13 protein-coding genes are annotated in these 12,025 nt (G+C 41.8%); 6 read left to right on the forward strand and 7 right to left on the reverse strand.

The features are described 5' to 3' along the window. Positions 1–116: 116 nt before the first annotated feature. Positions 117–584, forward strand: coding sequence for a DUF4293 domain-containing protein (locus tag WHS63_RS11170; protein ID WP_445205176.1), 468 nt, complete (start codon positions 117–119; stop codon positions 582–584). Here WHS63_RS11170 and WHS63_RS11175 read toward each other — a convergent pair. Next, positions 556–1,752 (reverse strand): MFS transporter, encoded by a 1,197-nt coding sequence (locus WHS63_RS11175; protein ID WP_445205177.1) that lies wholly within the window; start codon positions 1,750–1,752, stop codon positions 556–558. The two genes, WHS63_RS11170 and WHS63_RS11175, sit on opposite strands and share 29 nt — an antisense overlap. Positions 1,753–1,892: 140 nt before the next feature. Here WHS63_RS11175 and WHS63_RS11180 point away from each other — a divergent pair, with 140 nt between their 5' ends. Next, positions 1,893–4,706 carry a M16 family metallopeptidase gene (locus WHS63_RS11180; RefSeq protein WP_445205178.1) on the forward strand — a complete coding sequence of 938 codons (2,814 nt, stop codon included), beginning with the start codon at positions 1,893–1,895 and terminating at the stop codon, positions 4,704–4,706. A 95-nt stretch (positions 4,707–4,801) separates the two neighbouring features. Further along, entirely contained in the window at positions 4,802–5,926 is a 1,125-nt protein-coding gene (locus tag WHS63_RS11185) for a CapA family protein (RefSeq protein ID WP_445205179.1), read from the forward strand. Here the strand turns inward: WHS63_RS11185 and WHS63_RS11190 are convergent. From WHS63_RS11190 to WHS63_RS11200, 3 genes are read right to left on the reverse strand one after another with little or no spacing between them, the layout of a single operon-like run. Then, complete coding sequence (locus tag WHS63_RS11190; protein WP_445200899.1) at positions 5,916–6,635, reverse strand: tRNA threonylcarbamoyladenosine dehydratase; 720 nt, start codon at positions 6,633–6,635, stop codon at positions 5,916–5,918. The two genes, WHS63_RS11185 and WHS63_RS11190, sit on opposite strands and share 11 nt — an antisense overlap. Positions 6,636–6,690: 55 nt before the next feature. Continuing rightward, positions 6,691–7,371 (reverse strand): TatD family hydrolase, encoded by a 681-nt coding sequence (locus tag WHS63_RS11195; protein ID WP_445205180.1) that lies wholly within the window; start codon positions 7,369–7,371, stop codon positions 6,691–6,693. A 31-nt stretch (positions 7,372–7,402) separates the two neighbouring features. After that, a complete protein-coding gene (locus tag WHS63_RS11200; RefSeq protein ID WP_445205181.1) occupies positions 7,403–7,675 on the reverse strand; it encodes an acylphosphatase in 273 nt (90 codons plus the stop codon). 54 nt (positions 7,676–7,729) lie between these two features. On the opposite strand from WHS63_RS11200, the gene WHS63_RS11205 reads away from it, so the two are divergent. After that, complete coding sequence (locus tag WHS63_RS11205; RefSeq protein ID WP_445205182.1) at positions 7,730–8,221, forward strand: DUF456 domain-containing protein; 492 nt, start codon at positions 7,730–7,732, stop codon at positions 8,219–8,221. A 3-nt stretch (positions 8,222–8,224) separates the two neighbouring features. Here the strand turns inward: WHS63_RS11205 and WHS63_RS11210 are convergent, their stop codons facing one another. The 3 genes from WHS63_RS11210 to arcC all read right to left on the reverse strand — a co-directional run bounded on the left by WHS63_RS11210 (position 8,225) and on the right by arcC (position 10,615). Further along, the gene (locus WHS63_RS11210; RefSeq protein ID WP_369488300.1) at positions 8,225–8,521 is read right to left on the reverse strand and encodes an RNA recognition motif domain-containing protein; all 297 of its coding nucleotides are present in this window, start codon (positions 8,519–8,521) and stop codon (positions 8,225–8,227) included. A 105-nt stretch (positions 8,522–8,626) separates the two neighbouring features. Then, positions 8,627–9,628, reverse strand: a complete 1,002-nt coding sequence (locus WHS63_RS11215; protein WP_445205183.1) for an ornithine carbamoyltransferase — start codon at positions 9,626–9,628, stop codon at positions 8,627–8,629. A 27-nt stretch (positions 9,629–9,655) separates the two neighbouring features. After that, positions 9,656–10,615, reverse strand: a complete 960-nt coding sequence (gene arcC / locus WHS63_RS11220; RefSeq protein ID WP_445205184.1) for a carbamate kinase — start codon at positions 10,613–10,615, stop codon at positions 9,656–9,658. A 229-nt stretch (positions 10,616–10,844) separates the two neighbouring features. On the opposite strand from arcC, the gene WHS63_RS11225 reads away from it, so the two are divergent. Both WHS63_RS11225 and WHS63_RS11230 read left to right on the forward strand, forming a co-directional pair. Beyond that, complete coding sequence (locus WHS63_RS11225) at positions 10,845–11,540, forward strand: hypothetical protein (RefSeq protein WP_445205185.1); 696 nt, start codon at positions 10,845–10,847, stop codon at positions 11,538–11,540. A 59-nt stretch (positions 11,541–11,599) separates the two neighbouring features. Then, a partial coding sequence (locus tag WHS63_RS11230) for a DNA translocase FtsK 4TM domain-containing protein (RefSeq protein WP_445205186.1) occupies positions 11,600–12,025 on the forward strand: 426 nt, incomplete at its 3' end.

A 12,025-nucleotide genomic window follows, 5' to 3' on the forward strand; every position in this document is an offset into this window, starting at 1 on the left:
TTCTTGTATTTTTATTTTGCAATTATAGCAAAGGTTTAGTTTAAATCAACATTATTTAAAAAGTTTTAGCTTGGGCAGTTGGTTTTATTGGTAAATTTGCAGAAAAATATTCAGCCATGATTCAGCGAATTCAAAGCCTTTTCCTGCTTGCTTCTGTAATTCTCCTATCCATTTTAATGTACAATCCTTTTGCATCATTTATTGTTGAACCCCAAATGGCAAAATACACTTTAGGAGTATTTGGATTATCGGTGGTTGATGGTTCAACGGTTGAAAAGGTCCAAAGCATCTGGTTTTTGCTAGGTTTTATTATAGTTGTATTGCTCCTTAGTTTAATAACTATATTCTTGTACCACAGGCGGCTACTTCAGATTCGCCTTTGTGTTTTAACTATTGTGATGTTGGTTGGTCTCCAGGGAGTGATGTATTATGTTGTATATGCATATGGTGAAAACTTGAACTCCAAACCTAGCTACAATCTTGTTTTCATATTTCCGCTCATAGCAGCCATATTGAATTTTCTTGCGTTAAGAGCAATAGCACGCGACGAGGCGCTTATTCGCTCCCTTGATAGGTTACGCTAGTTCTTGTAAATATGTAAAGGTATATTCCTGCAAGGGTTGCACCCACAGCGCTTATAATAAAAACAATACCTGATCCTGCCATAACCCATATTAAGCCTGCTAAACTGCTTGCCAGCAGGGTAGCAATGCTTTGTAAGCTATTGTAAAGGCCTATTCCTGTTGCTGTTTTGGTTTTAGGAAGATTATTTGCAAGCCAAGCTTTTAATACCCCTTCGGTTGATGCAGCATACAGTGAGTAAAGGCCAAAAAGCAGAATAAACACACTCCATTTTGAAGTTAAGGCAAAGCCTAAGTAGGTGATTGCAAATATGGCTATACCAAAAATCACCATCCTTTTCATGCCCAGTTTGTCCGATAGCCATCCCATAGGATAGGAAAGTAAGGCGTATGCAAGGTTATAGAAGATATACAAGCCAATTACCAAGGTGTCCGATGCTCCTTCTTCTTTTACTTTTAGTAAAAGGAATGCATCGGAACTATTGATTAGGGTGAAAAAGATAAGCCCAATAACAATGTGCCTATAGTTTACAGGCGATTGTCTCCAATACCCAAGGAATGAAAAGGGCGATGTTCCCTTTGGGGGTTTAGCAGTTCCCTGTGACCTGTTTCTCTCTTTTAAAAGGAGGGTTAGCAAAACCGCTGCAAGTCCTGGTATTATAGTGATAAGAAAAATAATGGTGTAATCACCGGGGAACAGCCAAAGCAAAAGCAAAGCAATGGCAGGGCCAACTGCCGCCCCAAGTGTATCCATACCTCTGTGGAAACCAAATACCTTTCCTCGTGTTTCGGGGGTTGATTCATCGCTCAGCAGAGCGTCGCGGGCGCTGGTTCTTAGCCCTTTACCAATGCGGTCAGTAGTCCGAGCTACGAAAATCCATATGGGCCATTTACTGATAGCCATTGCAGGTTTAGATAGGGCGCTTAAAAGATAACCCCACCTGATGAAAATCACTCGTTTCCCCAACCTGTCCGATAGCTCCCCAAAGTAACCCTTGCTTAATCCTGCGGTTGCTTCTGCAATTCCTTCAAGGATTCCGATTAGCAATGCAGTAAATCCTATCGATTTTAAGTAGATAGGCATTACAGGATAAAGCATCTCACTTGCAATATCGGTGAAAAAGCTAACCAGGGAGAGGGTGATGACAGTCTTTGAAAAAATGCGTCTCATAAATTAAACTTTATACTTAATTTGATGTCATAGGGTTACAAATTACTGTTAAAACCTTTATGTTTTCTTTTAGGTTTTTAATAAATGTGTAATTTTGGGTTGAATTCTAGAAACAAACCTACATTAAATTTTAAAAAGTTATGACAATTAAAAAAAGTATCGTATTAACGTTTTCAATGCTTGTTTTAGCAAGTATTCAGGTTCTTGGTCAAGGATGGAATTCTCCTGTACCGGTTGATCCAAACGTACGCTATGGTAAGTTGGAAAATGGTCTTACTTACTATGTGCGCAAAAACACAGAACCCAAGCAGCGTGCTGAGTTCTACATTGCCCAAAACGTAGGAGCAATCCTGGAGGAGGATAGCCAAAACGGATTAGCTCACTTCCTGGAGCATATGGCTTTCAATGGAACTAAGAACTTCCCGGGCAAGGGTATCATCAACTACTTTGAGACCGTTGGGGTGAAGTTTGGGTTTAACATCAACGCTTTCACCTCAGTAGATGAAACAGTTTACAACCTATCGGATGTTCCAACTACCCGTGAGGGTATTATTGATAGCGCTTTACTGGTTCTTCATGATTGGTCGCACTTTATTTCACTCCTTCCCGAGGAGATTGAATCAGAGCGAGGTGTAATCCGCGAAGAGTGGCGCACAGGCCGTAACGCTGAGCGCAGAATGTATAAGCAGCTCATGCCTGTTATGTACAAGGGCTCTAAGTACGCCGAGCGCGATGTAATTGGTGATATCAATGTTATCAACAACTTTAAGCACCAGGAACTGGTTGACTACTACAATAAATGGTATCGTCCCGATTTACAATCGATTGTAGTGGTTGGTGATGTTGATGTTGATCAGGTTGAGGCCAAGATTAAATCGTTATTTGCTGATATTCCAGCTCCGGTTAATCCTGCGCCCCGTCCTTTCTATGAACTTCCCGACAACGATGAGCCCCTTGTAGGTGTTACTACCGATCCGGAGGCTCGCAATGCCATCATGTACCTATACTTTAAGGCGCCTGCAACACCTAAGGATGCTAAAAACTTGGGTTATCTCCGTACCGATATGGTAAATGAGCTCATCTCGTCGATGATTTCATCACGATTAAACGAGCTTGTTCAGAAACCAAATCCTCCCTTTGTGTTTGGTGCGTCGGGTTACTTCAATCTGGTTAGAACCAAGGATGCTCTTGCATTTTATGCAGCCCTTCGTCCCGATAACATGATTGATGGTGTTAAGGGACTTATTCGTGAGTCGGAACGCGTAAAACGATATGGATTCAATGCTACAGAGCTCGATAGGGCAAAATCCGATTACTTACGCTCACTTGAGAATCAGCTCAAGGAAAAGGACAAACAAAAGAACGAGAAGTACGTTTGGGAATGTATTGATCATTTCCTGAAAGGCGAGCCCATGCCAGGTATCGAATTTGAATACATGTTTGCCTCACAAATAATACCTACCATTAAGATTGAAGAGATTAATGCGGTTGCCAAACAGCTTGTTACCGATAAAAACGTCATTCTAACCCTTATGGCTCCCCAAAAGGATGGCATCACTGTTCCAAGCCAAGAACAGCTGCTTGCCGCACTGCAGGAAGTAAAGGCCGAAAACATTGAGGCATACGTTGATAAGGTAATAACCAAGCCATTGGTTGAAAAAATTGGAAAACCCGGTAAGGTTAAGAAGGAAAATGCAAAGAATGTATACGGTACCACTGAGTGGATTCTCTCCAATGGAGTAAAGGTTGTTGTAAAGCAAACCGATTTCAAGGAGGACCAGGTTGTTGTTGAGGCATTCAGCGCTGGTGGCGTTTCGCTTGCAACCAACGATGAGCTACCCTCGGCTAGCATGGCTACCCAAATTGTTACCAATGCCGGTGTGGGTGAGTTTACAAGCACTGACCTTGAAAAGATGCTTGCTGGCAAGATGGTTAAAGTGCGTCCTGTTATTGCCGAGAACTACGAGGGTTTTAGCGGTGAAGCTTCGCCCAAGGATTTTGAAACCTTACTACAGCTCATCTACTTGTACATGACAGCACCACGTGCCGATGAGGAAAACTTCAATACCTATATGGGTAGAATGAAGGCTTTCATGGCCAATGCCTCGTCCGATCCACGCATGGCCTTCCGCGATAGCATTACCGTTGCCCTGGCAAACCACAACCCCAGGGTTATGCCAATGAACCTAGATTACCTGAACAAGGTTGACTTTAACAAGAGCATCAACTTCTATAAGAATCGCTTTGCCGATGCTTCCGATTTCACTTTCATCTTTACCGGAAATGTTAGCCCAGTTGAGATTAAGCCTTTGGTTGAAAAATACCTAGGTGCATTGCCCACCGTTAAGCGTAAGGATGTTGCCAAGGATAATGGTGTAAGACCTCCTAAAGGCAAGGTTCAGAATTACTTTACAAAGCCAATGCAAACCACCAAGTCATCAGTATTTGTTGGGTTTACCGGTGAGGTTGAGTATAACGTGATGAACGATATACTTGCCGACTACCTCACATCCATATTACGCACCCGTTACCTTGAGGAAATTCGTGAAAAAGAAGGTGGTACTTATGGTGTTGGAGTTAGGGTATCGCTCCGTAAATTCCCTGTAAACTCCTTTGTGGTTCAGATCCAGTTCGATACCGATCCTAAACTTCGCGATAAGCTTATTGGTATTGTTTACTCCGAGATTGAAAAGATTAAGACCAATGGGCCATTGGCCGATGATCTGAACAAGAGCAAGGAGTTCATGCTCAAGGAGTACGAGCAAAACCAGCGCGAAAACTCTTACTGGACAAATGTGATTAGGGCAAAATACGAGGATGGCCTTGATTTTGACTCAAAGTATGTTGAAATGGTAAAGGCTGTTGATGTGAATGCCATTAAGGAATTTGCCAATAAGATTTTTGGACAGGGTAATATTGTTGAGGTAGTAATGACCTCCGAAGAACAGAATTAGCATTAGGTTTTTCAATACAAAGGGGTATCCGTAATGGGTACCCCTTTTTTTGTTGATAGGAAAGTTTTTCCTATCATTGTACAAACATCGTTGTTATGAGACCTCTACTATCCCTGGCGCTAACTATTATTTGCAGTATTGGTTTTGCTCAATACGATAGCACCCTACGCTTAATTTTTATTGGTGATGTAATGGGTCATGTTCCTCAAATCCAATCGGCATACGATAGCTCAACCGGGCGATACGATTATACCGATGTTTTTTCTGAATTAAAAGGCTTGCTCACAAGTGCCGATTATTCTATTGCCAACCTTGAGGTAACTTTAGGAGGAGAACCCTATACCGGTTACCCTCAGTTTAGCTCACCCGATGAACTTGTCGATGGTTTAATGGCTGCAGGTGTTAATGTTTTGGTTACCGCTAATAACCATTCCGTTGATAGGGGAGGGGATGGTATAAGGAGAACCATTGATGTTCTTGCGGCCAAAAACTTACTTTTTACAGGGACATTCCTCGATTCAACTGACAGGTCAATTCGAAATCCTATTGTTCTAAATAAAAATGGGGTAAAGCTTGCCTTGCTTAACTATACCTATGGAACCAATGGAATTCCAGTCCCAAGCCCATACTTGGTCAATATGATTGATACAGTTAGCATGGCAAATGATATTGCTAGAGCACAAGCTCTAGGAGTGGACGAAATTGTAGTGTTTATTCACTGGGGCAATGAGTACGAGCGTTTACCTAACATGCAGCAGAAACGATTAGCTGGTTGGCTGCATGGGAAAGGGGTGCGTATTATTATTGGTTCTCACCCCCATGTTGTTCAGCCCGCTGAGTTTAACCGTTTCGAGAACGATTTTAGGCTGGTTGTTTACTCGCTTGGCAACTTTGTTTCCAACCAGCGTCGAAGGTACTGCGATGGAGGTTTAGTTGTTCTTGTTGATTTAATGAAGCAAAATGGAAAGCTAGAAGTAAGTGGTGTGGGATACATTCCGGTTTGGGTTGATACATACTTTTCAAATGGAAAGCGTAAGTATAAGGTTTTCCCGGTGGGGATGTATGAGGGCAAAAGCAATCAGTTCCTTTCAGCTGCAAGCGACTCCGCTTTCAAGGTTTTTGTTGATGATACTCGTAGTTTGCTCAACGCAAACAATATAAATTTCCCCGAAGTAAAGCTAGTAAATGGCGAATGGGTGGTGCCTTTACTTAGTCGTTAAGCAAATCCCTGACGACCACTGAGGCAATCATGCAACCAAAGAGTGGCGGCATGTACGAAATGGTTCCAATGGTAGTTTTCTTATTGGGTTCACCCTCGCAGGGTCTTGTGGCATTCTCGGGAACTTCCTCGGGCGAATAAACAACCTTAACCCCCTGCCGTATTCCCAAGCGGTGTAGCCGTTTTCTTAGGATTCTGGCAAGTGGGCATCCATGCGATTCGGAAATATCGGAAATCCTTACCATTGTTGGGTCGAGTTTTCCTCCGCTCCCCATTGAACTTACCACTCGCTGTCCAAACCGAAGGGCATCGTGAATAAGAAAAACCTTAGGCGAAAGAGTGTCAATAGCATCTACTACGTAATCGTATTTATGGCTTAGCAATGCAGTAAGCCGTTCGTCCCTTAGGTACTCCTGAATTACGGTTAGCTTTAGGTTTGGGTTAATGTCAAGCAGCCGTTTCCCAATATATTCTGCTTTTGGTTGGCCAACACTACTGTGAAGTGCCGGCAATTGGCGATTAATGTTTGATTCGTGGATAGTATCGCCATCAGCAATGGTTAGTGCACCAATTCCTGCACGGCAGATTTGTTCGGCAGCGTATGCACCTACTCCGCCAAGCCCAATAATTAATACATGCTTTTGCGATAGCTTTTCAACGGCCTTGCCGCCAAGTAATAGTTCAGTTCGTTCAAGCCAGGTGGGAACCATATCATGTTTTTTGCTCAGCAAAGGTCGTAATCAGTATCATTAAATCCAATAACCTTTACTTGCTTTTATCGGAAAGGGTGTTCCCAAAAAATGTTAACAGGTTTTGGTTTGTAACACTAACAAGTTCCTCAATGGTGGAGTCAAGAATATCGGCGGCTGCGTCGTAAACCTCATAAATGGGTATCTCGGTATCGTCAGTTTCAAGGAATAGTTTATTTCTTGGAACAAGCGTTAAAGCTTCAGCTAACTCTGGTGTAGCATGTATAAGCGCGGTTCCGAATGAAAGGTAGAATCCATTGTCAACAAGCTGTTTGGCTACATCGGCTTTGGCTCTAAAGCCATGTATGGCCTTAGGTAGTTCACTATATTTTGATTTTGATAGTATTGCTATTAGCTCAGTCCAGCATCTAACACAGTGAATTATTATTGGCTTTTTACATTCGTTGGCAGTTTCAAGAATTTTCTCAAAAATATCGATTTGATTCTTTAAAGGAGCGCCTTTTAGCCTGTCTAACCCTATTTCCCCTATTCCAATAAAATCAGGTTGCTTAGCCAGCTCATTTAGCTTGCCAAGCCATTGGCTAATCTCACTGCTTTCGGTTTTCCAGGGGTGTAAACCAATTGTTTTGTAGTGCGATGAACTATAAAGGTTAAAACTATCAACATCGTAAGGCACAACACAAATGCTATTGCTGTTGAATTGAGGTTTATGTGTATGAAAGTTAACCAGCTTCATTGTTAAATTCTTTAGGCGGTTTTGAACTAAGTTAACCAAGTATTCGGAATCCTATAATATCAAATGACTGTTGAATATCTTTAACATTGACGTTTTCTACATTTGAATGTGCAGGTCCCTGGTTGCACAGTAAAATCAGTTGCTCAAGCTGGCTGCTTGTTCCGCTTGCTTCAATGTAAACATCGCCATTGGGCAAGTTCTTCACAAAACCATTAACACCAATTTCATTGGCATGGCGCATTACAAAGTATCTAAAACCTACACCCTGAACCTTTCCCTTTACCGTTATTGCAATGGTTTTCATTCTAGGAAAAAATGATATATTTACCAAAGTTATTGAATAAGAACGAAAAAGCAAATGATACTAGATTACTTTTTGCTTGTATTATCCATTACGCTAATACTGCTGGGACTGGTAGGGTGTATTTTACCTGTAATTCCAGGGCCACCGCTAGCGTGGCTGGGGCTGTTGCTGGCAAAGTTTACATCGTTTTGCTCTGTGGACTGGATCACCATTATGGTTATGGCAGGAGTAACTCTAATTGTAACCCTGCTCGATTACTTGTTTCCTGCCTGGATAGCCAAAAAAATGGGTGGAAGTAATTGGGGCGCCTGGGGTACAATCATTGGCCTACTTGTTGGGGTAGTATTTTTAGGGCCACTTGGAGCCGTTGTTGGACCTTTTGTAGGAGCGCTTGTTGGCGAGATGCTAGGGAAACAACCCCAAAATAATACCAAAAATAATCCCTGGCTTTCGGCAGTAGGATCATTTCTTGGATTCATGTTAGGAGTAGGTGTAAAGCTAATTACAGTAGGTGTAATAATCTACTTTTTAATAGTTAGCTTTTAATCTTTAGGATTTAGTATCGGGCTCCTCCTCTTTACCCTTGCTTGCTTGGGGTTGATCGGTTTTTCGGAATGCGCTATTAACCTTAATATTCCGACCCTTAACCTGAGTGTCGTTAAGTTCTTTTATGGCTTTCTGAGCCGATTCCTCATTGTCGAACTCAACAAAACCGTAGCCTTTCGATTTTCCGGTAGCACGATCGGTAATGATTTTTGCTGAAACCACATTTCCAAAAGGCGAGCAAAGTTCCTTTAATTCATCGGCGGTCATTGTATACGCGATGTTTCCAATATAAATCATCATAATGGCAGAAGTTTAAAAATCCAAATAAATTTAGGAGTTAGTATTAAAAAATGCAAAAAAAAAGCAGCTTTTTTTAAAGCTGCTTTTAAAAATGCGGGTAAGTTGCTATTGTCCTAATGTGGCAACCATTACTGCTTTTATGGTGTGCACGCGGTTTTCGGCTTCGTCAAAAACAATGGAAGCATCCGATTCAAAAACGTCCTCGGTAACCTCCATGGCTTCCAACCCAAACTTTTTGTAGATCTCTTCACCGATTACGGTTTCGCGGTTATGGAACGCTGGTAAGCAGTGCATGAACTTGCAGTTTGGATTGCCTGTCAATTCCATTACCTTACGGTTAACCTGATAGGGTTTAAGAAGCTTTATTCGTTCCTCCCATACTGAATCGGGTTCGCCCATCGATACCCATACGTCGGTATACAGGAAGTCGCAGCCCTTAACTCCTTCCTCAATACTCTCAGTTAAAGTTATTTTAGCGCCAGTGGTTTTGGCAATCTCTTGGCATGTTTTAACAAGCTCCTCGTTAGGCCAGCAAGCCTTTGGTGCGCAAGCCCTGAAATCCATACCCATTTTGGCAGCGCCAACCATAAGTGAGTTGCCCATGTTGTTGCGAGCATCGCCAAGGTAGCAGAACTTAACTTCACTTAATGGTTTTGAGCTGTGCTCGCGCATGGTAAGGAAGTCGGCAAGAATTTGGGTAGGGTGGAACTCGTTAGTTAAACCGTTCCAAACGGGTACCCCCGAATACTGGGCAAGCGTTTCAACAATTTCCTGTGAGTATCCACGATACTCAATACCGTCGTACATACGGCCAAGCACGCGTGCGGTATCCTTCATGGATTCCTTTTTACCCATCTGTGAACCCGATGGTCCAATGTAGGTAACGTTGGCACCCTGGTCAAATGCGGCAACCTCAAAGGCGCAGCGGGTACGGGTTGAATCCTTCTCAAAAAGGATAACGATGTTTTTACCCTTAAGCCTTTGCTGCTCGGTTCCGGCATACTTTGCCTTTTTTAGGTCAGCTGAAAGGTCGAGCAAGAATTGGATTTCCTTTGGTGTGAAATCGAGCAGCTTTAAAAAGCTGCGGTTACGTAAGTTGAACGACATAGCTTTTAGTTTTTTATGGTTAATAGATTAATCTTCGTACTCCATTGTAATTTTGGTACCATATGACATATCCTCAAGCTTGGTGGCTTCGGTAATCACGCTCATTTTTCCACCGCGCTTTATAAAGTCCAAACATGCTTTAATTTTTGGAGCCATGTTACCCTCACCAAACATGCCCTGTTCAAGGTATTTCATGGTATCGGCATAGTTGAGGAACTCAAGTTTTTGCTCGTTCGGTTTTTTGTAGTTCAGATACACGAATGGAACATCGGTTAGGATGTAAAATTCATCGGCTTTAATTTCGGCTGCCATAAGTGCCGATGCCAGGTCCTTATCAATTACCGCTTCGGCTGGCCTAACGTTCTTCTCCTCGTCAATATAAACCGGTACTCCGCCTCCGCCCGAGGCTATAACAATAATACCCTGACGAACAAGTTGATCGATTACCTTGATGTTTAGAATCCCTTTGGGCTTAGGCGAGGGAACTACCCTGCGCCAACCGCTTCCTGTATCCTTAACCTCTTCCTTAAATATCCAACCCTTTTCAGCAGCCAGAGCGTCGGCTTGAGTCTTGTCGTAAATACGACCTACACGTTTTGTGGGGTTGGTAAAGGCAGGGTCGTTGTGATCAACAATTACCGGTGTTACCAGGCAACATACTTCGCGGTCGATACCATGTTTGCGCAATACATTCCTGAGCATGCGCTCAATCATGTAACCAATTCCCCCCTGCGAATCGGCAACGCAAATATCAAGAGGCATCTGAGGAATGCCATAGAGTTGCTCGCCAGCATCGTTTCGCATAAGGATATTTCCAACCTGTGGGCCGTTCCCATGGCTGATTACAAGGTTATACCCTTCCTTTATTAAGTAAACTAGATTCTCAAGGGTATCGGTGGTATTCTGTTCTTGCTCATCGATGGTACCCACCTGATTTCCACGCAAGAGGGCGTTTCCGCCTAATGCTACAACTGCTAATTTGCTCATAAACAGTAAATTAAAATTTTTACTTTGAAGTTACAAAACTAACTATTTTTTGCAATCCTAATAAAAATACACGTGATGTAAAACAATCACTCAATGGTTTATATGTATGTTTAATAACATGTTTGATGGCTGCTCAGGGTTTTACCATAAGTATTAAGCCCCTCAAACTTTTGCATACCACAAAAACATTTTCTATTTTTATGATTTAATAATTTGAACTAAGGTGTTGATGAACAGAAGTGTAAACCAACTTGTTGGCGTGGCTGTGATTTTATTCTCATTAAGCAGCTGTATATCAAGAAGCCCAAAGGAGATAAGTGAAGGACGAATTGAATACGACATTGAATACGATACTTTAACTCTCAGTAGAATCGACAAAAAAATATTGCCCAACTCACTGGTTGTTCGTTTTTGCAATAACAACACCATTAACACCATCGATGGGCTCTCTGGGGCTATAACAATTTCTATTATTAGCCAACCATCAAAAAAGGAGTTTACTACTTTGCTAAAGGTATTTAATAAGAAACTTTACCACAGTGAACCATACACCAACGGGCATTACCCCGCGCTTTATGCTCGAATTCCAAAGGTTAATATTGATACTTTGGTTAGAGATTGCGAATATATTGGCTATAAATGCAAAAGCGTAATGGGATACTTTGCTGATAACCCTGATAATAGGTTTGAGATTATTTACACCAAACAAATTGCAATTGACAATCCAAACCTGAATACCCCTTTCGAAAACATTGATGGGGTTATGCTTGGTTTTAACTTGAGGTTCAATAATCTTGAAATGAAGCTCAGGGCACGTAATGTAGCCAAGGAAAATATCAATAATGATGCGTTTAAAATCCCAAAGGATTACAAAAAGGTTGATTTTCAAACCATGACGGATTTAATCTATTTACTTCAGCAGTAAGGATTCTATTATTTACAAATACAGGTTAATTTTACATCGTTTTATATTGATTATGCATTATGGCTAGGAAGGATAAGGGTACCGATGTTGAAGACTCGGACAGTAAGGATGTTAGCAACGATTCGCTTTTCAAGGATGAAAGGATTAGGTTTACCGTAGGTCTTTTCCTAATCCTTTTGGGCGTTTATATTTTCCTTTCGTTCTTATCATTTCTGTTCACCTGGAAGGTTGATCAAAGCATTGAGTGGGTTTCAATATTCTCATCAACTGAACAAAAGATTGGCAACTGGGGTGGAAAACTTGGCGCTTCACTTTCAAACCAGTTTATAAATCATTGGTTTGGCATAACAGCCTTGGCGTTCCCTTTGATATTCATGGTTTTGGGCCTTAAACTGCTAAAGTTTATCAGGGGGCGTGTTACAAAATTTATTTTTAAGGTTTTGCTGGGGATACTGGTTGGCTCGCTTACTTTAGGTTTTTTATTC

Source organism: Tenuifilum sp. (genome assembly GCF_037481895.1).
Lineage (GTDB): Bacteria > Bacteroidota > Bacteroidia > Bacteroidales > Tenuifilaceae > Tenuifilum > Tenuifilum osseticum.

Bases quoted from the DNA above. Each gene is read 5' to 3' on its own strand.
- WHS63_RS11185 (WP_445205179.1), top strand. From the start codon at position 4,802: ATGAGACCTCTACTATCCCTGGCGCTAACTATTATTTGCAGTATTGGT.
- WHS63_RS11215 (WP_445205183.1), bottom strand. From the start codon at position 9,628: ATGTCGTTCAACTTACGTAACCGCAGCTTTTTAAAGCTGCTCGATTTC.
- WHS63_RS11195 (WP_445205180.1), bottom strand. From the start codon at position 7,371: ATGAAGCTGGTTAACTTTCATACACATAAACCTCAATTCAACAGCAAT.
- WHS63_RS11170 (WP_445205176.1), top strand. From the start codon at position 117: ATGATTCAGCGAATTCAAAGCCTTTTCCTGCTTGCTTCTGTAATTCTC.
- WHS63_RS11200 (WP_445205181.1), bottom strand. From the start codon at position 7,675: ATGAAAACCATTGCAATAACGGTAAAGGGAAAGGTTCAGGGTGTAGGT.
- WHS63_RS11175 (WP_445205177.1), bottom strand. From the start codon at position 1,752: ATGAGACGCATTTTTTCAAAGACTGTCATCACCCTCTCCCTGGTTAGC.
- arcC (WP_445205184.1), bottom strand. From the start codon at position 10,615: ATGAGCAAATTAGCAGTTGTAGCATTAGGCGGAAACGCCCTCTTGCGT.
- WHS63_RS11180 (WP_445205178.1), top strand. From the start codon at position 1,893: ATGACAATTAAAAAAAGTATCGTATTAACGTTTTCAATGCTTGTTTTA.
- WHS63_RS11205 (WP_445205182.1), top strand. From the start codon at position 7,730: ATGATACTAGATTACTTTTTGCTTGTATTATCCATTACGCTAATACTG.
- WHS63_RS11210 (WP_369488300.1), bottom strand. From the start codon at position 8,521: ATGATGATTTATATTGGAAACATCGCGTATACAATGACCGCCGATGAA.
- WHS63_RS11190 (WP_445200899.1), bottom strand. From the start codon at position 6,635: ATGGTTCCCACCTGGCTTGAACGAACTGAACTATTACTTGGCGGCAAG.
- WHS63_RS11225 (WP_445205185.1), top strand. From the start codon at position 10,845: ATGAACAGAAGTGTAAACCAACTTGTTGGCGTGGCTGTGATTTTATTC.